This window comes from Nonomuraea angiospora, assembly GCF_014873145.1.
Classification (GTDB): Bacteria; Actinomycetota; Actinomycetes; order Streptosporangiales; family Streptosporangiaceae; genus Nonomuraea; species Nonomuraea angiospora.
On sequence record NZ_JADBEK010000001.1, the window covers coordinates 13,069,579 to 13,093,168 of the forward strand.

21 protein-coding genes are annotated in these 23,590 nt (G+C 71.9%); 8 read left to right on the top strand and 13 right to left on the bottom strand.

What is annotated here, in order from left to right; translation table 11 throughout:
• Positions 1-69: 69 nt before the first annotated feature.
• The 7 genes from H4W80_RS59835 to H4W80_RS59865 form a co-directional block, all read right to left on the bottom strand.
• A complete protein-coding gene (locus tag H4W80_RS59835) occupies positions 70-576 on the bottom strand; it encodes an acyclic terpene utilization AtuA family protein (protein ID WP_192793152.1) in 507 nt (168 codons plus the stop codon).
• Between the two features lie 69 nt (positions 577-645).
• The gene (locus tag H4W80_RS59840; RefSeq protein ID WP_318787594.1) at positions 646-1,662 is read right to left on the bottom strand and encodes a M24 family metallopeptidase; all 1,017 of its coding nucleotides are present in this window, start codon (positions 1,660-1,662) and stop codon (positions 646-648) included.
• Positions 1,659-2,567: an ABC transporter ATP-binding protein gene (locus tag H4W80_RS59845; RefSeq protein ID WP_192793153.1), complete on the bottom strand. Its 909-nt coding sequence runs from the start codon at positions 2,565-2,567 to the stop codon at positions 1,659-1,661. Before H4W80_RS59845 ends, H4W80_RS59840 begins: the two co-directional genes overlap by 4 nt.
• A complete protein-coding gene (locus tag H4W80_RS59850) occupies positions 2,564-3,340 on the bottom strand; it encodes an ABC transporter ATP-binding protein (protein WP_192793154.1) in 777 nt (258 codons plus the stop codon). Before H4W80_RS59850 ends, H4W80_RS59845 begins: the two co-directional genes overlap by 4 nt.
• A 64-nt stretch (positions 3,341-3,404) precedes the next feature.
• Complete coding sequence (locus H4W80_RS59855) at positions 3,405-4,283, bottom strand: ABC transporter permease (protein ID WP_192793155.1); 879 nt, start codon at positions 4,281-4,283, stop codon at positions 3,405-3,407.
• Positions 4,280-5,350 carry an ABC transporter permease gene (locus tag H4W80_RS59860; protein WP_318787595.1) on the bottom strand — a complete coding sequence of 357 codons (1,071 nt, stop codon included), beginning with the start codon at positions 5,348-5,350 and terminating at the stop codon, positions 4,280-4,282. The genes H4W80_RS59855 and H4W80_RS59860 overlap by 4 nt, the downstream gene beginning before the upstream one ends.
• 13 nt (positions 5,351-5,363) lie before the next feature.
• Positions 5,364-6,944 (bottom strand): ABC transporter substrate-binding protein, encoded by a 1,581-nt coding sequence (locus H4W80_RS59865; RefSeq protein WP_192793156.1) that lies wholly within the window; start codon positions 6,942-6,944, stop codon positions 5,364-5,366.
• A gap of 112 nt (positions 6,945-7,056) precedes the next feature.
• Between H4W80_RS59865 and H4W80_RS59870 the strand changes: the two genes are divergently transcribed.
• Positions 7,057-7,707, top strand: a complete 651-nt coding sequence (locus H4W80_RS59870) for an Lrp/AsnC family transcriptional regulator (protein WP_192794430.1) — start codon at positions 7,057-7,059, stop codon at positions 7,705-7,707.
• 4 nt (positions 7,708-7,711) lie between these two features.
• On the opposite strand, the gene H4W80_RS59875 is transcribed toward H4W80_RS59870, so the two are convergent.
• A complete protein-coding gene (locus tag H4W80_RS59875; RefSeq protein WP_318787596.1) occupies positions 7,712-8,047 on the bottom strand; it encodes an avidin-fold protein in 336 nt (111 codons plus the stop codon).
• A gap of 69 nt (positions 8,048-8,116) precedes the next feature.
• Here H4W80_RS59875 and H4W80_RS59880 point away from each other — a divergent pair, with 69 nt between their 5' ends.
• From H4W80_RS59880 to H4W80_RS59895, 4 genes are all read left to right on the top strand, one after another.
• Positions 8,117-8,278: a hypothetical protein gene (locus H4W80_RS59880; protein ID WP_192793157.1), complete on the top strand. Its 162-nt coding sequence runs from the start codon at positions 8,117-8,119 to the stop codon at positions 8,276-8,278.
• Positions 8,279-8,365: 87 nt separating this feature from the next.
• Positions 8,366-9,394, top strand: coding sequence for an alcohol dehydrogenase catalytic domain-containing protein (locus H4W80_RS59885; protein ID WP_192793158.1), 1,029 nt, complete (start codon positions 8,366-8,368; stop codon positions 9,392-9,394).
• Positions 9,395-9,479: 85 nt separating this feature from the next.
• The gene (locus H4W80_RS59890) at positions 9,480-12,203 is read left to right on the top strand and encodes an AAA family ATPase (protein ID WP_192793159.1); all 2,724 of its coding nucleotides are present in this window, start codon (positions 9,480-9,482) and stop codon (positions 12,201-12,203) included.
• A 92-nt stretch (positions 12,204-12,295) separates the two neighbouring features.
• A complete protein-coding gene (locus H4W80_RS59895; protein ID WP_192793160.1) occupies positions 12,296-13,825 on the top strand; it encodes an MFS transporter in 1,530 nt (509 codons plus the stop codon).
• Between the two features lie 8 nt (positions 13,826-13,833).
• Here H4W80_RS59895 and H4W80_RS59900 read toward each other — a convergent pair whose 3' ends face one another.
• The 5 genes from H4W80_RS59900 to H4W80_RS59920 all read right to left on the bottom strand — a co-directional run bounded on the left by H4W80_RS59900 (position 13,834) and on the right by H4W80_RS59920 (position 19,801).
• On the bottom strand, positions 13,834-14,586 hold the full coding sequence (locus H4W80_RS59900) for a (2Fe-2S)-binding protein (protein WP_192793161.1): 753 nt from the start codon (positions 14,584-14,586) through the stop codon (positions 13,834-13,836).
• 70 nt (positions 14,587-14,656) lie between these two features.
• Entirely contained in the window at positions 14,657-16,354 is a 1,698-nt protein-coding gene (locus H4W80_RS59905) for an ABC transporter ATP-binding protein (RefSeq protein ID WP_192793162.1), read from the bottom strand.
• Complete coding sequence (locus H4W80_RS59910; RefSeq protein ID WP_192793163.1) at positions 16,351-17,202, bottom strand: ABC transporter permease; 852 nt, start codon at positions 17,200-17,202, stop codon at positions 16,351-16,353. The genes H4W80_RS59905 and H4W80_RS59910 overlap by 4 nt, the downstream gene beginning before the upstream one ends.
• Positions 17,199-18,197, bottom strand: a complete 999-nt coding sequence (locus tag H4W80_RS59915; protein WP_192793164.1) for an ABC transporter permease — start codon at positions 18,195-18,197, stop codon at positions 17,199-17,201. Before H4W80_RS59915 ends, H4W80_RS59910 begins: the two co-directional genes overlap by 4 nt.
• Positions 18,194-19,801, bottom strand: coding sequence for an ABC transporter substrate-binding protein (locus tag H4W80_RS59920; protein WP_192793165.1), 1,608 nt, complete (start codon positions 19,799-19,801; stop codon positions 18,194-18,196). Before H4W80_RS59920 ends, H4W80_RS59915 begins: the two co-directional genes overlap by 4 nt.
• A 404-nt stretch (positions 19,802-20,205) precedes the next feature.
• Between H4W80_RS59920 and H4W80_RS59925 the strand changes: the two genes are divergently transcribed.
• The 3 genes from H4W80_RS59925 to H4W80_RS59935 all read left to right on the top strand — a co-directional run.
• Positions 20,206-20,418: a heavy-metal-associated domain-containing protein gene (locus tag H4W80_RS59925; RefSeq protein ID WP_192793166.1), complete on the top strand. Its 213-nt coding sequence runs from the start codon at positions 20,206-20,208 to the stop codon at positions 20,416-20,418.
• Positions 20,415-21,368: a hypothetical protein gene (locus tag H4W80_RS59930; protein ID WP_192793167.1), complete on the top strand. Its 954-nt coding sequence runs from the start codon at positions 20,415-20,417 to the stop codon at positions 21,366-21,368. Before H4W80_RS59925 ends, H4W80_RS59930 begins: the two co-directional genes overlap by 4 nt.
• 27 nt (positions 21,369-21,395) lie before the next feature.
• Positions 21,396-23,590 (top strand): heavy metal translocating P-type ATPase (locus tag H4W80_RS59935; protein WP_192793168.1); only part of this gene is annotated, 2,195 nt, incomplete at its 3' end.

Sequence of the window (23,590 nt, forward strand, 5' to 3'; positions counted from 1 at the left end):
TATTCGATGGCGGGGCGGCCGCGATTCGTCCGGGTTCACCAAGCCGGGGCCGGGCTTTGGTGGAAGCGGCTAACAGGGCGTGATGAGGAGCCTGCTGGGGGCCTCCTGGCTGAGGCGTACCGACTCCAGGGGGACGGTCCCGGCCAGGCAGGCGCGCGCGGCCTCCGCCCGTACGTCACCGTCGAGCGAGCTGCGGCCGTCGCGGCAGATCTGCACCGAGCAGGGCCCCGGCTGCGCGGCCATGACGAGCCCCGCGACGGTCGCCCCGGCCAGCGCGCCCGGATCGTTCCCGGTCCAGCCGTAGTGCCACATGCCCGCCCCTACGACGGGTGCGGCGGGGGAGCAGCCCGGCGCGGTCGCCACCACGTCGATCCCCTGGGACAGGGCCTCGGCGATCTCCTCCGCGCACGTCGCCGCGAGGGCGCCCACCCGCAGTCCGGGAAAGTCGGGCATCGGGCCGCCCACCCCGTAGATGAGCTTGATGCCCGTTTCGAGGGGCCCGGGGCCGCCGTCGTGCCAGCCGCAGACCACCACGTCGAGCGACCCGGCGGACCTCCAGGTGCCGATGCGCAGCATGATTCTGGACTACCCTTCGCGGTGGATCATCACACACCGTCACGGCACGGGAGAGGCCGCCAGGCCGCCTCAGCGGTCGAACACGTGGAGGGCGTGCGGGTACGCGCCCAGCGGCACCGGCCCGTCGTCCGCGCACACCACCACGTCCGCGACCCGGGCCCCGAACAGGTCGGGCACGTAGATGGCGGGCTCCAGGCAGAAGACCATCCCCGGCTCGAACACGGCGTCCTCGCCCGGCCACGGCCCCTCGTCGTGCCCCAGTCCGACGCCCCGGCCCACGTGCGCCGCCGCGAAGCGCCCGTACCCGCTGCCGTCGATCACCTCGCCCACGGCCCTGGCCACCTCGTCCACCGGCACGCCGGGCCGCACGGCCGCGAGCCCGGCCCGGTGGGCGGCCAGCACCACCGAGTACATCGCCTCGAAGTCGTCCGGCGGCTCGGCCACGGCGAACACCCTGGACACCTCGGCGCAGTAGCCGCCCCACCGCCCGCACACCGACACGCCCAGCGCGTCCCCGGGGTTGATCACGCGCTCCCCTGGCACGTGCGCGGGGAACGCCGTGTGCTCCCCGGCCGCCACCCGCAGCGACAGCAGCTCCTCGCACCCCGACTCGGCCAGCAGCACCCGCAGCCGGTAGGCCATCGCCCGCTCGGTCGCCCCGAACCAGGCCAGCTCCAGCGCCTGCCCCAGCACCCCCTCCGCCGCGGCCACCGCGCGCCCGACGGCCTCGACCTCGTACGGCTCCTTGCGCAGCCGCAGCGGCCACAGCACCGAGGAGGCGGGCACGAGCTCCGCCTCGATCGCCAGCCCGAACAGCTCCCGCACCCGCATCTCCGGATCCACCCCGACCCGGCGCGCCCCCGCGGGCACCGCCCCGGCCGGATCGCCGGTCTCGGCCACCACGTCCTGCGTGACCACCAGGAACCTGCCCTGACCACCCCCGAGAAAGCTCCCGAGGAAGCGGGCGTCCGGCGAGGGCCGCAGCACGAGGGCGTCCACCCCGGCCTCGCCCATGGCCGCCCGCACCGCCGCCAGCCGCGCCGCGGCCGCCCGCGGGGCAGGGGCGGCGTCGGGGACGGGCGTCACTTCGGCTCGTGCAGCCAGCAGGCGACCGGCCCGAAGTCCGGCTCCTTCACGCGGCACACGTCCATCACGGACGGGCAGCGCGGGTTGAACCGGCAGCCTCCCGGCGGGTTCGCCGGGTCCGGCACGTCACCGGCCAGCTCGGCGGGCAGCACCCCCATCCCGTCCGGCTTGGGGATGGCCTGGAGCAGCGCCTTCGTGTACGGGTGCCGCGGATCGGCCCACACCTCGGCCGTGTCGCCCACCTCGACGATCTTGCCGAGGTACATGACGGCGATCCGGTCGGCGATCAGCCGCACCACGGACAGGTCGTGGCTGATGAACAGCAGCCCCGCGCCCGAGTCCACCGCCAGGTCCCGCATCAGCCTGGCCACCTGCGACTGCGCCGAGGCGTCCAGCGCCGAGATGGGCTCGTCGCCGATCAGCAGCCGCGGCCGGGCCGCCAGCGCCCTGGCGATGGCGATGCGCTGCCGCTGCCCGCCCGAGAACTCGTGCGGGTGCCTGCCGGCGAAGTCCCGCGGCAGGCCGACGCGTTCCAGCAGGTCGGCGGGCGAGGTGGTGGTGTCGCCCGAGGTGCGCAGCCCGTCGGTGATCTGGTCGCCGACCCGCCGCCTGGGGTTGAGTGAGGCGTACGGGTCCTGGAAGACCATCTGGATCCCGGTCAGCTTCCTGCGCCGCAGGCCGAGCGGCGTGACCGGCTGCCCGTCGAACGCGATCGAGCCCGCGGTGATCGGGTTCAGCCCGCAGACGGCGCGGGCCAGCGTCGACTTGCCGCACCCGGACTCGCCGACCAGCCCGACGACCTCGCCGGGGTTGACCGTCAGGCTGGCCCCCGCCACGGCCCGCACGGCGGGACGCCCGGGGGTGCGGTGCTCGACGACCAGGTCGTCGATGGCCAACAGAGTCATTGCGCCTCCGCGTCGGGTAGGGACTCCAGCAGGGAACGCGTGTAGGCGTGCTCGGGCTCCCGCAGCACCTGTCCGCGCGGCCCCGACTCCACGACGAGGCCGTCCTTCATCACGCTCACCTCGTCCGCCACCGCCGACATCACCCCCAGGTCGTGGGTGACCAGCAGCACCGCCAGCCCCAGCTCGTCGCAGAGCCCGCGCAGCAGCCGCAGCACGCCGGCCTGCACGGTCACGTCGAGCGCGGTGGTCGGCTCGTCGGCGATCAGCACCTTGGGGGAGCAGGCCAGCGCGATGGCGATGGCGATGCGCTGGCGCATCCCGCCGGAGAACTGGTGCGGGTAGCGCCCGTACGCCTCCTCGGCGCCCGGGATGCGCACCTTGCCCAGCAGCTCCACCGCCCGGGCCCGCGCCTCGCGCTTGTCCAGCCGCAGGTGGTGGCGCATGTGCTCGGTGAGCTGCCTGCCGATGGTCAGCATCGGGTGCAGGCTGGTCGCCGGGTCCTGGAACACCATGGCGACCTCGCCGCCGCGCACCCGGTTGAGCTCCTTGGGCGGCAGGGTGAGCAGGTCGCGCTCGCCGAGCCGGATCGCGCCCGACACGCGGGCGCCGTGCGGCAGCAGCCCGAGCACGGCCAGCCCCGTCATCGTCTTGCCCGAGCCGCTCTCCCCGGCCAGCCCGTGTACGCGGCCGGGCTCCAGCGCGAGATCGACGCCGCGCAGGATCTCCTTGCCGCCGATCGACATCTTCAGACCCGCGATGTCCAGCGTCGTCACAGGTCCTCCTTCGTCGGACCTGCGACCAGGTCGCTGTGCTGTCTTGTTCCCTCGCTTCGCTCGGTCACAGTGCACGCTCCTTGATCGCGCGAGCCGTACGCGGGTCGAGCGCGTCCCGCAGGGTGTCGCCGAGGAAGTTGAACGCCAGCACCACCGTCAGGATCGCCAGCCCCGGGAACGTCGCCACCCACCAGCTGTCGAACACCTCCACGCCCGAGGCCACCATCGCCCCCCACTCGGGGGAGGGCGGCTTGGCGCCGAGGCCCAGGAACGACAGCCCGGACAGCAGCAGCAGCGCGGTGCCGATGTCCAGCGTCGCCAGCACGAGGACGGGGCCGGTCACGTTCGGCAGCACGTCCACGCGCAGCGACCGCCACACCGAGAAGCCCAGCAGCCGCCCGCTCAGCACGAACTCCCGCTCGCGCACGCCCAGCACCAGCCCCCGGGTGACGCGGGCGTACGCGGGCCAGGCCACCACCAGCACGGCCAGCACCGCGTTCGTCAGGCTGGCGCCCAGCGCGGCGGCCACCACCATGGCCAGGATCACGGTCGGGAACGCGAACACCAGGTCCGCCAGCCGCATGATCGTCTCGTCCACCCACCGGCCGAAGTACCCGGCGCAGGCGCCGAGCAGGCCGCCGATCAGCACCGAGAGCACGACCAGCAGCAGCGTCAGCGGGATCGACACCCGCGCCCCGTACATGACGCGGCTCAGGATGTCGCGGCCGAGCTGGTCGGTGCCGAACCAGTGCCCGGGCCCCGGCGGCGCGAGCCGCGGCAGGTCCTGGGCGAGGGGGTCGTGCGGCGCCAGCAGCGGGGCGGCCAGCGCGACGACCAGCCAGGCCACCGCCAGCACGGCGCCGACCACGGCCAGCGGCTGCCGCCACGCCTCGGGCAGCCGGGCGAGCAGACCCTTGCGGGCCAGGGGGTCCCGCCGTCTCATTGCAGCCTCACTCGGGGATCGATGACGCCGTACAGGACGTCCACGATCAGGTTGATGACCAGGTAGACGACGCCGACGACCAGGCCGACGCCCATGACGGCGGGCAGGTCGAGGGTGGTGGCGCTCTTGTACGCGTACTGGCCGACGCCGGGCCAGGCGAAGATCGCCTCGACCAGCACGGTGCCGGACAGCAGGCTGCCGAACGCCAGGCCCGCCACGGTGATGATCGGCACCAGGGCCGAACGCAGCACGTACCGGAAGAGGATCACCCGGCCGGGCAGGCCCTTGGCCCTGGCGGCGCGCACGTAGTCCTGCCCCAGCACCTCCAGCACCGCCGAGCGGGTGAAGCGGGTGAGCAGGCCGATCGTGTAGAGCGCCAGCACCAGCGCGGGCGTCACGAGGTGCCCGACCGCGGAGGAGAACACGTCCCACCGGCCCGCCAGCAGCGCGTCCACGGTCTGCAGCCCGCTCACGGCCGGGACCGCGCCGTTGAGCGCCGCGTCCACCCGGCCGCTGCCCGGGGTGAGCTGCAGCCGGTAGAAGAACACGTAGAACGCCACCAGCGCCAGCCAGAACGTCGGGACCGAGATGCCGATGAGGCTCAGCACGCGCAGCGCGTGGTCCGACAGCCGGTCCCGGCGCAGCGCGGCGATCACCCCGAACGCCACGCCCAGCACCAGCGACACCAGGATCGCCGCCCCGGCCAGCTCCAGCGTCGCCGGGACGAACTCGGCCAGGTCCTGGCTGACCGGCCGGTGACTCTGCTGGCTGGTGCCGAGGTCGCCGTGGACCAGGCCCTGGAGGTGGAGCACGTACTGCTCCCAGAGCGGCTTGTCCAGGCCGTGCTCGGCCCGCCACTGGGCCACGATCGCCGGATCGCCCAGCGCCCGCTGGCCGAGGTTCGCGGCCACGGGGTCGCCGGGCACCAGGTTCGTCAGGACGAACGTGACGAGCGTGATGCCCCAGGCCATCAGGACCGCGAGCAGGATGCGCCGGATCAGGAAGCGTACGAGCGGATGGGTCCGTCTCGTCCGGCCCCGGCGGGCTTCGCCCGGGATGTCGGACACCTGTGAGGCTCCCTTACTTCACGCCGAGGTCGGCCACGTCCACCGTCCACACCGGGTGGTACTCGAGGCCGGTCACCGACGCCGCCGTCACGATGTTCTGGCCGGGCTGGATCAGCGGGACGAACGGGCCGGAGGCGTTCAGCTTGGTCTGCACGTCCACGTACGCGGCCTTGCGGGCGTCGTCGCCGATCGCCGTGGCGGCTTTGTCACCGGCGGCCTCGATCTCCTTGGCCGCCCCCGCCTTCCAGCCGGCCCGCAGGCCCACCGTCTTGCCCGGCAGGAACGCCAGGTAGTCGCTCGGGTCGGGGTAGTCCGGGCCCCAGTACCACAGGCCCATCTCCTCCTTGCCGTTGCGGTAGTTGTCCAGGGCCGTGGTGACCGGCGCGGGCTGCAGGTCGACCGTGATGCCGACCTCCTTGAGGTTGGCCTGGATGCGCTCGGCCAGCGGCTGGAAGGACAGGCCGTTGACGGTCAGCTCGCTCGGGTACTCCAGCTTGACGGTCGGGTTCGACACGCCGCTGGCGGCCAGCGCCGCCTTGGCGCCCTCGACGTCCCGCTTGGCCGCCTGGTCGGCGGGCAGCGCGCCGAGCAGCTGCGACGGGATGACGCCCGGCGCCTGCGCCGAGCCCTCGCCGGCCAGCTCCAGCAGCCCCGCGTAGTCGACGCCCTTGCGGACCGCCTCCACGAACTTGGGGTTGGTCGTCGTCTTGCTGATCGCCGAGTCCTGGTTGGCCAGCAGGAAGATGACGTTCGCCGAGGCGGTCTTCTTGACCTGCAGGGTCGCGGGCATGCCGGTGACCTGGTCGCCCGACAGGTTGAGGGCGATCTGGCTGTCGCCGCGCTGGACGTTCAGCTTCTGCGTGGCGGCCTCGACGTTGCGGATGACGACCTTGTCGTAGGCGGGCTTGGTGCCGTAGTACTTGGGGTTCGCCTTGAGCGTGACCTGGCTGCTCACGTTGAACGACTCGATCATGTACGGGCCGGAGCCGGCGGAGGCCGAGTTCAGGTACTGCTCGGCCTTGTCCTGGGCGTCCGTGGTGGCGCCGTGCTCCTTGGCGACCTTGCTGTTGAGGATGCCGAGGGCCGGGTTGGGCAGGATGTAGGGCAGCGCCGGGTTGGGCGCCTTCGACGTCAGCGTGATCGTCGAGTCGTCGGTCTTGGCCACCTCGACGCCGTCCAGCAGGAACGACGGCGTGCCCTTCATGTCCCGCACGCGCGTCAGCGAGAACACCACGTCGTCCGCCGTCAGCGGCGACCCGTCCGCGAACGTGGCGCCCTTCTTCAGCTTGAGCGTCAGGATCTTGCCGTCCTTGCTCAGCTCGTACGACTCGGCGAGCGCGGGCACCGGCTTGGTCACGTCGGCGCCGTCGAACGTGAGCAACGTCTCATAGACGGCCTTGCCGACGATCAGCCCCGTCGGCTCGTACGTGCGGCCCGGGTCGGCCGTCTTGAGGTCGAAGGACGTGTCGATGACGAGGGTCTTGCCCCCACCGCCGGACGCGGCGGGTGTCTGGGAGCCGCCGCCGCTACCGCAGGCGGCCAGGGCGAGTGCACCGGCGAGCAGCACAGCCGCCGTCTGCGAGCGGGTCGCCATGATGGGTCCTCCAAGATTTGGACGTTCGGCAGGAAGATGTCGAGGATTGTGCGGCAGAACGTCCAGGCACTGTGCGGTCGGTAAGACGTATATAAAGGTCGATGAGGTAATGATGAGTGAAATTTCCAGAAATGGTGTCGGCGGCGGCGGTCAGCCTGGACGGATCGGCATCGGTCTCGAGCTTGACGACATCCACATGAAGATCCTCGAGGTCCTGCGCGAGAACGGCAGGATCTCGGTGGCCGCGCTGGCCGATCGGGTGGGCATCTCCCGGGCGAACGCCTACACGCGCTTCGAGGCGCTGCGCGCCGACGGCGCGATCAAGCGCTTCACCGCGGAGATCGACCACGTGCGGGCCGGGCTCGGCATCACCGCCCTGATCTTCGTGACCGTACGCCAGCAGATGTGGAAGCAGTTCCGGGCCGAGCTGGCCCGGATGCCGGAGGTGGAGTACTGCGCGATCACCACCGGGCAGCACGACGCCATGATCCAGGTACGCGTGTCCGACGTGGCCGCCGTGCACACCATGGTGACCGACCGGCTGGCCAACATCCCGGCCGTCAAGGCGACGGAGACCGTGTTCATCCTGGACGAGGTGCTCAGGCGGCCGTACGTGCTGCCCAGCGACCGCGACCGTGATCGCGACCGGGCCCGCCCGGCCCGGCGGCCCGCCCAGGAAGGGGCGCAGGGCGGCGTGCCGCTCGGCAAGATGCGCTTCGTCGGCGCCGCCGAGGGCCGCGCCGCCCTCCGCAAGGACGACTGAGTGATCAGCCGACCTCCCTGCACACGCTCACGTGCACCGTGTCGTCCCCGTCGAAGCTGAACTCCTCCACCAGGCGCAGTAGCCCGTCGTCCCCCTCCTCGATGCGGCTGCTGCTCTGGCCGCCCGCCTTCCCGCCGGCCTTCAGCGCGTGCGCGTACGAGATCGCCACCTGGGCGCCGTCGCGCATGCCCACGAAACGCCCGTGGGTCACGGTGTCGCCGGAGTAACTGCCCCACACCACCCCGTCAGCCTCCTGGTACAGGAACTCCGTCGGGCTGTCCGGGTCGACTGCGCTCGCGGTCGAGCTCACCATCACGAATTTGCGGCCGTTGAGATTCACGCCCGCCATCGTGACCCACATTCCCGAAATTTCAGCATCCGTCTGGACGGATCGTGAGGAGACCGGTCAATGATCGACAATCCGTCCAGTCAGGTCCGCCGCCCGGAGGTCCGCCGGCGCAACGTCGACGAGCGCGGCGTCCGCGTCCTGGCGGGGCCGGAGCGCACGGCCGTCCGGATGACCGTGCGCTCCGGCCCACCTCGTCCTCAAAGCCTGGCAAACCCGCTCTGACCAGGTTCGACGGCCGGTGGACAGGAAAGGGTGCGCGAGAGAGGGCCTCTCTGCGAGGCCGCTGCTTCCGTAAGAAGAGGAGACGGCATGTCTTCTTCCGCCACGCACCGTGCCGTACAGGTCACCGAGCCCGGCGGCGACCTGTCCCTGGTCCGGGTGGATGCCCGGGAGCCGGGCCCGGGCCAGGTGCGCGTCACCGTCGAGGCGTGCGGGGTGTGCCACTCCGACCAGCTGATCACCGCCGGACACCTCCCGGGCGCCACCTTCCCCGTCACGCCGGGGCACGAGATCGCGGGACGCATCGACGCGATCGGCGGCGACGTCGCCGGCTGGTCCGTCGGTGACCGCGTGGCGGTCGGCTGGTACGGCGGCAGCTGCGGCCACTGCGACGCCTGCAGGGAGGGCGACGGCATCCTCTGCCCCGAGCTTCAGGTGCCGGGCGTCGCGTACGCCGGCGGGTTCGCCGACTCCGTCGTGGTGCCCGCCGTGGCCCTGGCCGCGGTCCCGGACGAGCTCACGGCGGTGGAGGCCGCGCCCCTGGCCTGCGCCGGCGTGACCGTGTACAACGCGCTGCGCCGCAGCTCGGCGCGACCGGGCGACACCGTCGCGATCCTCGGTCTGGGCGGCCTGGGGCACCTGGGCGTGCAGTTCGCCGCCAAGATGGGCTTCGACACCGTCGCCATGGCCCGCGGCCCCGAGAAGGCGTCGCTGGCCCACCAGCTCGGCGCCGCCCGCTACATCGACACCGCCGCCGAGAACATGGCCGGCGCGCTCCAGGCCCAGGGCGGAGCCAAGGTGGTGCTGGCGACGGTGACCAACGCCACGGCGATGTCCCGGACGATCGACGGGCTGGGCCGGCGCGGCGAGCTCATCGTCGTCGGCGTCGACATGGAGGCGCTGGACATCACGCCCCTGCAGCTCGTGGGCGCGGCCAGGCGGGTGCGTGGGCACGCTTCCGGCATCGCGGTCGACACCCAGGACACCATGAGGTTCGCCGCCCGGAACGGCGTCCGGGCGTGGACCGAGGAGGTCCCGCTGGAGGAGGCTGAGGCGGCGTTCCAGAAGATGCTCTCCGGCCGCGCCCGCTTCCGCATGGTCCTGACCACCGGCAACTGACGATCCCGACAGCCGCGATCGGCTGCCCGGGCTTGAGCATCAGGCCCGCTTTGTCACGGCTGCCGGTGCTTTCTATGCTCGGCGTGTGCTGGGGAGAGACGACGAGAGCGAACTGCTGGAGTCGTTGCTGCGGCACGCCGCCGAGGGGCGCGGCGGCGGAGCGATCCTCCACGGTGAGCCCGGGATCGGGAAGACCGCCCTCCTGGCACACGCCTCGGAACAGGCGGCCGGGTTCCGGGTGCTGCGCGCGGTGGGTGTCGAGCCGGAGGCCGATCTCGCGTACGCGACGCTGCACCAGCTCCTACTCCCCGTGCTCGGACGGGTCCACGAGCTGCCGGACCCGCAGGCGCGGGCATTGCGCGTCCTGTTCGGGCGCGCGCACGGCGCGCCGCCCGATCCGTTCATGGTGGGGCTGTCGACCTTGTCGCTGCTGTCCCTGGCGGCCGGCGAGAGGCCGGTGCTGTGCGTGGTCGACGACGCGCACTGGGCCGACCGGCCGACGCTGAAGACCCTGGCGTTCGTCGCCCGCCGGCTGGACGACGAGCCCGTCGCGGTGGTGCTGGCCGCACGCGCCGACGAGGGCCACAGCACCGACCTGCCCGACCTGCGCCGCATCCCGCTCGCGGGCCTGCGACCCGAAGCGGCCAGGGCCCTGCTCGCCGGACGCGCAGGCGAGCCGGGCCTGAGCGAGGGCGCGCAGGATCGGCTGCTGGCGGTCACGGGGGGCAATCCCCTGGCCCTGCTCGAGCTCGCCGGAACGACGATCCCGCCGGAGGGGACGCATGAGCCGCCGGCCATGACCGATCGGCTACGGCGCTCGTTCCTGGCCAGGATCCGAGCGCGGCACGTCGAGTCGTTGCCGCTGCTCCAGCTGATCGCCGCCGACGGCTCGGGCGGCGTCGAGACCATCGACAGGGCGGCCGCCTCCATGGGGATCGCCACCGACGTGCTGCACCGCGCCGAGCTGGACGACGTGCTGACCCACGACGGGACGCGGTTGGTGTTCCGGCATCCGCTGATCCGATCCGCGATCTACCACAGCGCCACGGCCAACCGGCGCGTCGCGATCCATCGTGCCCTCGCCGCGGCCTTCGACGCCCCGGCCGACCAGCACCGCCATGCCTGGCACCTCGGGCAGGCCGCGGTCGGGCACGACGAGCACGCCGCCGACCAGCTCGAGCACTCGGCCGAACAGGCGGCCCTGCGCGGGGGCCCGGCCGCGGCCATGGCCTCGCTGTCGCGGGCGGCCGAGCTCACGGTTGACGGCCCGCGCAGGGGACGGCGGCTGTGGACCGCCGCGCACGCCGCCGCCCAGGGCGGGTTCACCGCTGCGGCCGCCGAGCTGCTCGATCGGGCCGAGCGCGAGCCTTCCCTGGACGAGACGGACCGGATCTCCGTGGCCGTCATGCGAGCGGTCGTGGCGGAGTTCGCCGGCTCCCCGGCGGAGGCGATGGACCTCATCAAGCCCTGGCTCCCACGCGCGCTGCGGATCGACCGGCGCCGCTTCACCCCGACCGCCGCGATGTACGGCAACCTCGGCGTCCGCGCCAACCGGCCACAGGCCTGGTCGGACCTCGCCGAATGGCTGGACGGGAGCACGCTGGCGCCGGACGACCCGCAGGACGCGGTGCTGCTGCTGCTTCGGGACGCCGGCCGGGCACGGACGGGCCGCGATCCAGGAGCGGCCGTGCGCGACCGCGCAGCGGTCGAGTCGCTCACCGATCCGATCACGATGACCCTGGCCGGGTCGATCGCCCGCGAGCTCGGCGACCGCGAGCTGAGCGGGCGCCTGTATCGCAACGCGGGGAAGCTGGCACGCAACAGCGGCGCGCTCGGCGCGCTCGCGTGGAACCTCGGCTACCAGGCCGCCGATGAGATCTCGCGCGGCAGGCTGGGGCTCGCGGAGGCCCACGCCGAGGAGGGCTGCCAGTTCGCCGCCGAGGTCGGCCAGCCGAACACGGGCTGCCGCAACCGAGGGCTGCTCGCGCTGTGCGCCGCCATCCGGGGCCGGGCGGACGCCGGCGAGCTGGCCGTCGGCGTGCTGGCCGAGGCGAGCGGTCGCGACCTGGCCGACGCCGTGTTCCACGCCAGGCGGGCGCTCGGGCTCATCGAGCTGGTCGCGGGCAGGCATCGCGAAGCCGTACGGCACTTCGAGGCGGTCGCCGGCCGGGACGCCGGCGCGCCCCCTGACCTGGGCATGGGAATCGTCCCCGACCTCGTCGAGGCCCTGGTCCGCGCCGGCGAGCGGGATCGGGCCGCCGCGGCCACGGCCCGCTACGCACAGTGGACCGAACGTATCGCCTCGCCGGAGCTGGGCGCGCTCACGGCCCGCTGCCGGGCACTGGTCCGCGCCGACGGCGGCGCCGACGTCCACTACGCCGAAAGCCTGCGGCTGCACGCCAGGTGCGACGCCCCGCTGGAGCAGGCCCGTACGGAGCTGCTGTTCGGCGAGCGACTGCGGCGTGACCGGCGACGCTCCGAGGCTCAGGAACACCTGCGCGCCGCGGCGGAGACCTTCCGCCGCATCGGCGCCCTCCCCTGGGCCGAGCGCGCGCTGGAGGAGCTGCGCGCCACCGGGGAGTCGGCCCGGACCCGCGCGCCCGAGGCGGACACGCTGAGCACGCTCACCCCGCAGGAGCTGCGAATCACGCTGGCCGTCGCGGAGGGGGCGACCAACCGGGAGATCGCCGCGCAACTGTTCCTGAGCCCGCGCACCGTGGACTACCACCTGCGCAAGGTCTTCCAGAAGGCCGGCATCACCTCGCGGGCCGAGCTCATCCGGCTCGTCCTCGCCGAGCGGTCCGCCTGAGACCGGCGATTTCACTGATTCGACGGCCGCCCGGGTCTTTCTAGCGTTGGGACGTCAATTCCCTCGCGGCTCTTCTCTGAAGGAACACGTTCATGTCATCCCCGGATATCGACGACGGCCGGCGCGCCGGTCCCAAGCAGTGGTTCGGCCTGGTGGTGCTGGTCCTGCCCGCCATGTTGCTGTTCATGATGCTCACCATCCTGTTCCTGGCCATTCCCCAGCTGGCCGAGGAGCTCCGGCCGACCAGCACCCAGACGTTGTGGATCATCGACATCTACGGCTTCCTGATGGCGGGGCTGCTGGTCACCATGGGCACGCTGGGCGACAGGATCGGCCATCGCCGATTGCTGATCGCCGGCGCCGTCGTCTTCGCCGTGGTCTCGCTGGTGGCCGCGAACACCTCCGACCCGGCTCTGCTGATCCTGTGGCGGGCCGTCCTGGGAGTCGCGGCCGCCACCCAGATGCCCGCCACCCTGGGCCTGATCTTCGCCACGTTCGCCGACGCGCGGCAGCGGGGCGTCGCCGTCGGCGTCTGGTCGGGCGGCATCTCGGTGGGCACCGGCCTCGGCCCGGTGCTCGGCGGGGCGCTGCTGGACACGTTCTCCTGGCGGGCGGCCTTCCTGGTGGCCGTGCCGGTCATGGTGGCGGTGGCCATCGGCGCCCTCCTGCTGCTGCCCGACAACCGCAACCCGGCGGCGGGCCGGCCCGATCTGTTCAGCGTGGCGCTGTCGCTGGCGACGCTGCTGCCCATCGTCTACGGCGTCAAAGAGCTGGGCAAGGCCGGCACGCTCGCGACGGCGCTGGTGAGCGTCGTGGCCGGGGTGGGGTTCGGCGTGTGGTTCGTGCTGCGCCAGCTGCGGCTGCCGGAGCCGCTGCTGGACGTGCGGCTGTTCGCCCACCGCGCGGTCAGCGGTGCGCTGGGTGTTTTCCTGCTGGCCGCCGTCGCGCTCGGCGGCGTGTACCTGCTGGTCACGCAGTATCTCCAGCTGGTGGAGGGGCTCTCCCCGCTGCAGGCGGGGCTGTGGGTGCTGCCGGGGGCGGCCCTGCTGGTGCTGGTCTCGACGGTCTCCCCGATCCTGGTACGGCGTGTCCGCCCGGGCCATCTCATCGCGGCCGGGCTGGCCGTCCAGGTGATCGGCTACCTGATGCTCACCCAGGTCGGCGCTGTCGGCGGGCTGCCGCTGCTGGTCGCGGGCTTCATGGTGCTCTATCCGGCGGTCGCGCCGTCCATGGCGCTGACCACCAACCTCGTCGTGGGCTCGGTGCCGCCGCAGAAGGCGGGCGCGGCCTCCGGACTCGCCACGACCTGCAGCGACCTGGGCATCTCGCTCGGCATCGCCGTCATCGGCAGCATCGGCGCCGCCGTCTACCGCACCCGGATCAGCGGCGAACTGCCCGGCGGCCTGCCACCAGAAGCCGTCGCGGCCAGTGGCGACAGCCTCGACGGCGCGGTCTCGGCGGCGCGGGGGTTGCCGGGCGAGCTGGCCGCGCAGGTCCTCGCCCCCGCTCGGGAGGCCTTCGCCGGCGGACTCAACGTGGCGGCCGGCATCGCGGCGGTCATCGCGGGCGGCGCGGCGATTCTCGCGCTCCTCCGGTTGCGCCACATCCCGCCCGGCGGCTGAGAAGCGACTCAGTGGGGGACCACTCCGTTCGCCAGGACCCGGCGGTAGGCGGTCACGCGGTCCTCGATGCTGTCCAGGCAGCAGCTGGAGCACTTCACCGCCTCGTCGGAGGTGTAGTAGAGGCAGCACGTGTTGCGCAGGTAGAACAGCCCTTCGCGATCCCCCTCTCGCAGCCTGATCACTTCGCCGAGCTTCTCCAGGCCGCCGGTGGAGGCGGCGAGGAACTCCTCGTAGGCCCGTTGCAGCAGATCGACGTCGCCGCCGCGTCGGCTGGCGATGCAGAATGCCGCCGCGCACCCGTGCGCCACTCCGCCATGGAGCTGGCGCAAGCCCGCCCGGGTGCGCGTCCGCATGGCGTGCGCGAGCGGGAGAAGATGCTCGTCGAGCACCCAGGAGACGAGCGTGCCGACGGGCGCCTCCACGGCGCTCGGCTCGCGTAGGGCGACCGCCTCGAACCCGTGGTGCTCGGACAGCCGGATGGCGACGTTGTGCGGTCGCATGTCCACGACCACCCGGTCGAGTGCCCATGCCAGCAACGCGGACGCGGTCACGGTGCCCGCGTACACGGCCATGACGGTCAGCGCGGTGGCATGATCCGACTTCTGGCCGCTGGCCGCGCGCTCCGCCTCCAGCACGCGGGAGAGCTCCGCCGATGAGGGGTCGAGCAGCCGGTCGCAGGCGATCCAGCCGTCGTGCGGCGTCAGGCCACGTTCAAGCCGGAAGCGCTCCCCGAACGATTCCAGCCGGGAAAAGACGTCCATCACAGCAGGACCGAACTACGTATCTCCATAGTAGTGAATGATACCCTGAACGGGTATAGGGTAGGAAGTCTCATGTGGAGGCCCGGAGGAGCCGGGTCGTGTAGGCGTGGGACGGGGATCGGGCCAGGTCTTCGGCCGGGCCGTGCTCAACGACCCGGCCTGCCTGGAGGACCAGGATGCGGTCGCACGACTGGACGGCCTCGCCCAGGTCGTGGGTGACGAGCAGGACGGCGAGGCCGCGCTCGCCGGCCAGGGACCGCAGCGTGGTGGCGATCCCCGCGCGAGTGGAGACGTCCAGCATGGAGGTGGCCTCGTCCGCGATGAGCAGCGCGGGGCTGCCGGCGAGAGCTCGGGCGATGGACACCCGCTGGCGCTGGCCGCCGGACAGCTGTCCGGGGAAGCGGGCGAGGAACTCCGGATCGTCCGGCAGCCCGGCGGCCCTCAGCGACTCCCGGACGCGGCCGAGTCGCTCGCCGCGAGGCACTCCGGCCACGGCCATCGGTTCGGCCACCAGCGCCGCGACCCGCATGCCAGGGTGGAGGGAGTCGTAGGGGTCCTGGTGGACGAAGCCGATCCGTCGTCGCAGGCGGCGCAGCGCGCGGCCGGCCGTCAGCTCCTGGCCTTCGAGGGTCACGCGACCGGCGGTCGGCTTGATGAGACCGAGCAGGATCCGGGCGAGCGTACTCTTGCCCGATCCGCTCTCGCCCACGAGACCGACGATCTCGCCCGCGCTGATCTCGAGGTCGACGTCGCGCAGCGCGTCCACGACACGTGAGCGGGCCCGGTAGGTGTGCCGGATGCCCGACGCGCTGACCACGGTGCTTCCCGGCGGGCTGTCGACGCGGGGCACGTTCGGGTAGGAGGGGAGGTCCGGCTCGTCGTGACGGTGGCAGGCGACCTGCGCCTGTCCGTGTGCGACCAGGGACGGCGTCTCCTCGTGGCAACGCTCGACGGCCAGCGGGCAGCGGGCCGCGAACGCGCAGCCGGGCAGGGCGTGCCCGAGTGCGGGTGCGGAGCCGGGGATGCTGCCCCACGCGACCTGCCGGTCGGCGACGGGGGTCGCGGTGAGCAGCCCCGCCGTGTAGGGGTGGGCGGAAGACGGGGACAGCGCGCGAGCCGGGCGGACCTCGGCGAGGCGGCCCGCGTACATGACGGCGACGCGGTCGGCGTACGGCAGCAGTCCGGACAGGTCGTGCGAGACGATCAGCATGCTGGTGCCCAGCTCGGCCAGAAGGGCGAGGACCTGCCGCTGGGTGATGGCGTCCAGGCCGGTGGTGGGTTCGTCCGCGACCAGCAGGTCCGGCTCGCCGGCCAGGGCGAGCGCGATGGCCACCCGCTGGCGTTGCCCGCCGGACAGCTCGTGCGGATATGACCTGAGCATCATCGGCTGGAGCCCGACGCGGTCGAGCAGGTCGGCGGGCCGGGCCGTGCCGCCGTGCAGGGCGAGCATCTCGGCGAGCTGGGCGCCGATGCGGTGCACGGGGCTGAGCCCGGTCATCGCGCCCTGCGGCACGGTGGCGACGCGGGTGCCGCGCACACCTGTCCAGTCGGTCCGTCCGACGAGTTCGTGCTCGCCCAGCAGCGCGGAGCCGCCGGCCCGCGCCGTGGCGGGGAGCAGGCCGAGCAGGGTGCGGGCCAGCGAGGTCTTGCCGCAGCCGCTCTCGCCGACCAGCGCCAGGATCTCGCCGTCGGCGATGTCGAGGCTGACGTGCGAGACGGCGGCCAGGCCGCCGTACCGGACGGTCAGGTCACGCACTTTCAAGGTCATCGGGCAGCCTCCCGCAGGGCAGGGTTGAGCCGTTCCTCCACCGCGACGCCGATCAGGGCGAGGCAGAGCACTGTGAGCGTGATGGCGGCGCCGGGCGGCAGCGCCCACCACAGCCAGGCGTCGGACAGGAAGACGCCGTTGGTCTGCACCCAGTAGAGCGTGGTGCCCCAGCTCGGGGAGGTCGGGTCGCCGAGGCCGAGGAAGGACAGGGTGGCGTCGTAGATGATGGCGACCTTCGCGGTGCGGACGAAGACCGGGATGAGCAGCGGCCCGATGAGGTACGTGCCGTGGCGGGCCAGCAACCACCAGGCCGGCGCGCCCATGGCCCGCGACACCTCCAGATGGCCCCGGGACCAGGCGGTGAGCACCCCCGCCCGGAGCACCCGTGCGGGGACCGGCCACAGGATGAGCGCCAGGATCGCCGCCCGGACGCCGAAGGACTGGCCGAGGAACGCGGCCGCCAGGATGTAGAGGATCAGCTCGGGCAGGATCAGCAGGACGTCCGCGCCGCGCATCAGCGAGACCGACAGCCAGCGCGGACCGATCCCGGCGGCGCCGCCGACGATCGCGGCGAGCAGGGTGGTGCAGACGGCGACGATGAACGCCAGGCTCAGGGACGTGCCGGCGCCCACGACGAGCTGGTCGAGCAGGTCCCGGCCGAGATCGTCGGAGCCCAGCGGCAAGCCCGCCCGTGGCGGCGCGTACGGTTCGGCCACCCGCTCGCGCCCCGCGCCGTCGGGCAGGGTGACTCCGTACACCGCGATGGCGACGATCGCGGCGAGGACGCCCACGCCGATCACTCCTTGCGCGCCGAGCAGGTTCCGGCGCGGCGCCTTGAGGAACATCATTGCCGGCCTCCGGTTCTGGCGCGGGGATCCAGCAGCGGGTACGTCGCGTCGGCCAGCGCGTTCATGAGCACCACCATGACGGTGAGCACCAGGAACGCCCCCTGCATGAGCGGGTAGTCGCGGGCGGTGATCGCGTCGAAGGTGAGCCGCCCGAGCCCGGGATAGGCGAAGACGGTCTCGACCACGATCGCCCCGGCGGCCAGGAAGCCGATCTCCAGCATGAGGATCGTGTGCACGGGCAGCAGCGCCGGGCGCAGGGCGTGCCTGCGCACGAGCCTGCCGTACGGCACTCCGCGGGCGTGGGCATGCTGCACCGGCTCGCTGGTCAGCACGGTGAGCAGGGACGAGCGGGTGTAGAGGAACAGATATCCCATGCCGGTGACGGTCAGCGTCGCGACCGGAAGGACCAGGTGCTGCAGGACCCCGCCGGCCGTCACCCCTTCCGGCCCGGACACGCCGTAGGTGGGCAGCAGCCGCAGCTTCACCCCGAACAGGACGATCAGCAGCATGCCCAGCCAGAACTGCGGGACCGAGTCGGCGACCACGGCCGCGCCGAGCAGCCCGGAGCCCTTGCCCCGGCGGCGGCGCAGGGCGCCCGCGACGCCCAGCGTCACCCCCAGGACGGCGGTCACCGCGGTGCTGGTGCCCACGAGGAGCAGTGTCCACGGCAGCGCGTCCGCCAGCGCCTGGATGACGGGGCGGCCGTCCGACAGCGAGGTGCCGAGGTCCAGGGTGAACACGCCGGTCAGGTAGTCGAGGAACTGCTGGGGGAGCGGCCGGCCGAAGCCGTACTGCGTGGCGATCTGCGCGCGCTCGTCGGCGGTCAGCCTGGCCAGCGCCTCCGGGCTGCCGAACAGCTTGAGCGGGCCGCCCGGGAGCGCCCGGGGGAGCGCGAAGTTGAGCGTGAGCGCGACCAGCAGGACCGAGAGGTATTCGGCCAGCCTGCCGGCGAGGTAGCGGGGGTAGCCGCGGCGGACGGCTTGGACGGCCGTCATCCGAGGCGATAGTCGACGAGGGAGAACTTGTTCACCGCGCCGGCGCCGTTCTGCCAGGTCCAGCCGCTGTAGACGTCCTTGCGGAAGGCGTAGGCGCCGTTGCGGTAGTACAGGGTGAGGAACGGCATCTGCTCTGCTATCTGGGCCTGGAGCTTCTTGGCCGCCTCCGTTCTGGCCTCCATCGTGGGCGCGGCCGTCATGGTGGCGATCGTCTCGTCGACGGCCGGGCTCTTGAAGCCGACGACGTTGAGGCTGCCGTCGTCCGGGTCGGAGGCCAGGAGCTGGGCGATGGTGCCGCTGCTGAGCATGACGGGAGCGGACCAGCCCCACATGGACATGTCGTAGTTGCGGCCCTTGCGGACGTCGTAGTCGGGCCAGACCTTGGCGTCGAGGGAGTCGGAGTCGAGCGAGGTGACCTTCACCGCGACGCCGACGTTCTTGAGCATGTCGCGGATCAGCTCGGCGCTGCGCAGCCGGTCCGTCGAGGTGCTCTGCACCAGCAGTTCGTACGCCATGGGCCTGCCGTCCAGCACCCGGATGCCATCCGGTCCCGGCTTGGCGCCGAGAGCGTCGAGCTCCCGCCCGGCCGCTTCGGCGTCGAAGATCGGCGGGAGCGGGTCGCCCTTGATGGGTGATTCGGCGTGGATGAAGCCGGGGTTGCCCGGGGTGCCCTGACCGAGCAGCGCCGTCTTGACCAGATCCGCTGTGTCGACGGCCTTGGCCAGGGCCCGTCGTACCTCGGGGCGGTCGAACGGCGCTCTGGTCGTGTTGAACGCCAGCAGCGTCGAGGCGAACTCGGTGCCCTTGACCACGCCGATGTCCGGCTGCCTTTCCAGCGTGGCGAGCTGCTGCGGGGGCACGATGCGCGCGGACATGTGCACCTCTCCGGTGCGCAGGGCGGCGAACTGGGTGGACTCCTCCGGGATCACGGCCACCTTGATCGAATCCACTCTGGGCTTGCCCAGGGCATAGGTCGGGTTGGCGGTGAGGGTGTAGCCGCGGGCGTTGTCGTACTTGGCCAGCTTGTACGGCCCGCTGCCGACGGCTTTGTCCACCCCCGCCGTGCTCACCTTCTGCACCGACTCCCAAAGGTGCTTGGGAAGGATCGCCATGTCGGCCAGGATCCGGCGCGGAAACTCGGGGTCGGGCGCCTTGAGCGTCATGGTCACGGTGTCGCCGTCGGCGCTGACCTTCGCGATCGGGCGGACGTCGATCGACGAGTCGCCCTCCATGTTCTTGCGGTAGAACTCGACGCTGAACACCACGTCGTCGGCGGTGAGCGGCTTGCCGTCGTGCCAGGTGACGCCCGGCCGGAGCGGCAGGGCGAACGTCTTGTTGTCGGAGGTCCTGATCTCTTTTGCCAGGAGCGGCGAGACGCCGTCGCCCCGCACGATCACCAGCGTGTCGAAGAGCAGCTTCACCAGGTTGTTGCCCGGGTAGCCGGTCTGGTTGGTGAACGGCGTGAGCGTGCCCTCGTCAGAGGAGATGGCGACGGTGATGCTCTTCGCCTGCTGGGTGCCGGGGGTGGTGGGTGTCGTGCTGGCGCTGGATCCGCAGGCCGTGAGGAGCGCGAGGGAGAGCAGGGCGGCCGTGGTTCGGTACAACTAAACCTCCGGGGGGTATGAGAGGTGCAGATGACCCCATCGGGGAGGGCGTGCGTTGCACGTGACTCTATAGGTCCGCTCCGTAGATGCAAGAGTCCATTGTGTAAACACCGTAATTCGCGTTGAGCTGCAATGACGGCTCCGCCCTGGTTGTGCCTTCGGGTGGAGCTGACGCGTGATCTACTATGCCGACTAATAGTCGTGCCGGCTGTCAGCCCCGATCGCCCATCTGGGCTTCGCCTCGGCGGGGCAGGGGCGGTGGCGATCTGGCGAACCTGCGGGCGAGCTGCTCTTTCGTGGGCGCGGACGATGAATGAGCTCGGAAAACCCTCGGATTGGAATACGGTAGGGGGGTATGGTACGTTGCAGGAGTCGACAGGCATCACCGGAGAGGGTTGATCGATATGGCTACTGCTACCTACACCGTCAAGGGCATGACCTGCGGCCACTGCGTGAGCTCGGTGAAGGAGGAGGTCGGTGAGGTCTCTGGGGTCACCTCCGTGGAGGTCGATCTGGCCAGTGGCCTGCTGACCGTGGAGAGTGACGGCCCCGTGGACGCGGCGGAGATCGTCGCGGCCGTGGAGGAGGCCGGCTACGAGGTGGCGAACCAGTCATGAACGCGGCGACCAAACTGGGTGCGTACGTCCTGGGGCTGGCCGTCGTCTTCGGCGGCGCCCTGGGGGTCGGCAGCGCGGTGGGGGAGGTCGGCCCCGCCCCGGCGAAGCCGGAACACGGGACGACCCATTCGGCTCCCGCCGCCGACAGTCATGGCGGTCATGCGGAGGCCACTACGGCAGCGAAGGATGATACCCCTGGGGGGCTCCAAGTGTCCGAGAGTGGTTACACCCTGAACCCGTTGACCACCGTCAAGCCGGGCGAGCCGACCGATTTCCGTTTCACGGTGACGGGCCCCGATGGCAGGCCGGTGACGGACTATCAGGTCGAGCATGACAAGAAGCTGCATTTCATCGTGGTGTCGCGGGATCTGGGGAGCTTCCAGCATGTGCATCCGGACCTGGGTGCCGATGGCGTGTGGTCGGTGAAGCTGACGCTGGAGGACCCGGGCGCTTACCGGGCCTTCGCCGACTTCGCCCCCACCGGCGGGAGCGGTCTGACTCTTGGCGCGGATCTGCTGGTGGCAGGGGATTACGCGCCGCAGCCCCTTCCCCAGGTGACTCGTACGGCGACGGTGGATGGTTACACGGTCTCCCTGGCGGGTGATCTCGTGCCCGGCCAGGCGAGCAAGCTGACGCTGAGCGTGAGCAAGGACGGCAGGCCGGTGACCGACCTGCAGCGGTATCTGGGGGCATACGGGCATCTGGTGGCGTTGCGGGCCGGGGATCTGGCCTACCTGCACGTGCATCCGGAGGAGAGCGTCAAGGCGGGGCCGGAGATCACCTTCTACGCGGAGGTGCCCAGCGGCGGCGACTACCGGTTGTTCCTGGACTTCCAGCATGACGGCAAGGTCCGCACCGCGGACTTCACCGCTCAGGCCGGTGCCGGACAGCCCAAACCCGCGGCGGAGCCGAGCGCAAGCCCTTCTCATGGCGGCAACCACCCGCATTGATCGCAGGACACGAAGAAAGGAGACGTGATGTCCTCCCTGACTGAAGGCAGGGCCGTCGAGCTGTCGATCGGTGGCATGACCTGCGCGTCCTGCGCCAACCGGATCGAGCGCAAGCTGAACAAGCTCGAAGGCGTGAGCGCGACGGTGAACTACGCGACGGAGAAGGCGAAGGTCACCTTCCCCGCGGAGGTGGATCCGCAGCAGCTGATCGCCGAGGTCGAGAAGGCCGGTTACACGGCCGCGCTGCCCGCCCCGCCCGCCGAGTCCGGGACCGCGGCCGAGCAGGAGCCTCAGGACGAGCTGAAGCCGCTGCGGCAACGGTTGATCACCGCTGTCGTGCTGAGCGTGCCGGTGGTCGCGATGGCGATGATCCCGGCGTTGCAGTTCACGAACTGGCAGTGGTTGTCGCTGGTGCTGGCGGCGCCGGTGGTCGTGTACGCGGGCTGGCCGTTGCACAAGGCGGCCTGGACGAACCTGCGGCACGGCGCGGCGACGATGGACACGCTGATCTCGGTCGGCACGCTGGCCGCTTTCGGCTGGTCGCTGTGGGCGCTGTTCTTCGGCAGTGCGGGCACGCCGGGCATGACGCACCCGTTCTCCTTCGCCATCGAGCGCACCGACGGCTCGGGCAACATCTATCTGGAGACCGCGGCGGCGGTGACCGCGTTCATCCTGGCCGGCCGCTACTTCGAGTCCCGCTCCAAGCGGCGTGCGGGGGCGGCGTTGCGGGCGCTGCTGGAGCTGGGGGCCAAGGAGGTGGAGCTGGCCGACGGCCGGCGCATCCCCACCGACCAGCTCGAGGTCGGCGACACCTTCGTGGTGCGGCCCGGTGAGAAGATCGCCACCGACGGCGTCATCCTCGAAGGCAGCTCTGCGGTGGACGCCTCGATGCTGACCGGCGAGTCGGTGCCGGTGGAGGTGCGGCCGGGGGATCCGGTGACCGGGGCGACGGTGAACGCGGGCGGCCGCCTGATCGTCCGCGCCACGCGGGTGGGCGCGGACACGCAGCTGGCGCAGATGGCCAAGCTGGTGGAGGAGGCGCAGACCGGTAAGGCGGCGGTGCAGCGGCTGGCCGACCGGATCTCGGGGATCTTCGTGCCGATCGTGATCGCGCTCGCGGTGGGGACGCTGGGGTTCTGGCTCGGCAGCGGGAGCGGGGTGGCGGCGGCGTTCACGGCGGCGGTGGCGGTGCTGATCATCGCCTGCCCGTGCGCGCTGGGTCTGGCCACGCCGACCGCGTTGCTGGTGGGCACCGGCCGGGGCGCTCAGCTGGGCATTCTGATCAAGGGGCCGGAGGTGCTGGAGTCCACCCGGAAGGTGGACACGGTCGTGCTGGACAAGACCGGCACGGTCACCGAGGGCAAGATGACCCTGGTCGCGGTGCACCTGGCCGAGGGGCAGGACCGGGAGGAGGTGCTGCGGCTGGCCGGCGCGCTGGAGCACGCCTCGGAGCATCCGATCGCCCAGGCCATCGCCCGCGCGGCCCAGTCGGACGCGACGGTGGAGGATTTCGCCAACGTGGAAGGGCTGGGCGTGCAGGGGATCGTGGACGGCCACGCGGTGCTGGTCGGCCGGCCCAAGCTGCTGGCGGAATGGTCCCAGCACCTGCCCGTCGAGTTGGAGCGCAAGCTGGCCGAAGAGCAGGCCAAGGGCCGCACCGCCGTGGCGGTCGGCTGGGACGGACAGGCCCGTGCCGTCCTCGTGGTGGCCGACGTCATCAAGCCGACCAGCCGGCAGGCGATCGAGCAGCTCAGGGCGCTCGGCCTGCGGCCGGTGCTGCTGACCGGCGACAACGAGGCGGTGGCGCGGACGGTGGCGGCCGAGGTGGGCATCGAGGAGGTGATCGCCGAGGTGCTGCCCGCCGACAAGGTCGAGGTGGTCAAGAAGCTGCAGGCCGAGGGCAGGGTCGTGGCCATGGTGGGCGACGGGGTCAACGACGCCGCCGCACTCGCGCAGGCCGATCTGGGGCTGGCGATGGGCACCGGCACGGACGCCGCGATCGAGGCCTCGGACCTGACCCTGGTCCGCGGCGATCTGCGGGTGGCCGCCGATGCGCTCCGGCTGTCCCGCCGCACGCTGAAGACGATCAAGGGGAACCTGTTCTGGGCGTTCGCCTACAACGTGGCCGCGTTGCCGCTGGCCGCGCTGGGCCTGCTCAACCCGATGATCGCGGGCGCGGCGATGGCGTTCTCAAGCGTGTTCGTGGTGAGCAACAGCCTGCG

Excerpts from the sequence above, each read along its gene's own strand:
- H4W80_RS59835 (WP_192793152.1), bottom strand. The coding sequence starts at position 576 with ATGCTGCGCATCGGCACCTGGAGGTCCGCCGGGTCGCTCGACGTGGTG.
- H4W80_RS59845 (WP_192793153.1), bottom strand. The coding sequence starts at position 2,567 with ATGACTCTGTTGGCCATCGACGACCTGGTCGTCGAGCACCGCACCCCC.
- H4W80_RS59855 (WP_192793155.1), bottom strand. The coding sequence starts at position 4,283 with ATGAGACGGCGGGACCCCCTGGCCCGCAAGGGTCTGCTCGCCCGGCTG.
- H4W80_RS59865 (WP_192793156.1), bottom strand. The coding sequence starts at position 6,944 with ATGGCGACCCGCTCGCAGACGGCGGCTGTGCTGCTCGCCGGTGCACTC.
- H4W80_RS59870 (WP_192794430.1), top strand. The coding sequence starts at position 7,057 with ATGAGTGAAATTTCCAGAAATGGTGTCGGCGGCGGCGGTCAGCCTGGA.
- H4W80_RS59880 (WP_192793157.1), top strand. The coding sequence starts at position 8,117 with ATGATCGACAATCCGTCCAGTCAGGTCCGCCGCCCGGAGGTCCGCCGG.
- H4W80_RS59885 (WP_192793158.1), top strand. The coding sequence starts at position 8,366 with ATGTCTTCTTCCGCCACGCACCGTGCCGTACAGGTCACCGAGCCCGGC.
- H4W80_RS59895 (WP_192793160.1), top strand. The coding sequence starts at position 12,296 with ATGTCATCCCCGGATATCGACGACGGCCGGCGCGCCGGTCCCAAGCAG.
- H4W80_RS59900 (WP_192793161.1), bottom strand. The coding sequence starts at position 14,586 with ATGGACGTCTTTTCCCGGCTGGAATCGTTCGGGGAGCGCTTCCGGCTT.
- H4W80_RS59905 (WP_192793162.1), bottom strand. The coding sequence starts at position 16,354 with ATGACCTTGAAAGTGCGTGACCTGACCGTCCGGTACGGCGGCCTGGCC.
- H4W80_RS59910 (WP_192793163.1), bottom strand. The coding sequence starts at position 17,202 with ATGATGTTCCTCAAGGCGCCGCGCCGGAACCTGCTCGGCGCGCAAGGA.
- H4W80_RS59915 (WP_192793164.1), bottom strand. The coding sequence starts at position 18,197 with ATGACGGCCGTCCAAGCCGTCCGCCGCGGCTACCCCCGCTACCTCGCC.
- H4W80_RS59925 (WP_192793166.1), top strand. The coding sequence starts at position 20,206 with ATGGCTACTGCTACCTACACCGTCAAGGGCATGACCTGCGGCCACTGC.
- H4W80_RS59930 (WP_192793167.1), top strand. The coding sequence starts at position 20,415 with ATGAACGCGGCGACCAAACTGGGTGCGTACGTCCTGGGGCTGGCCGTC.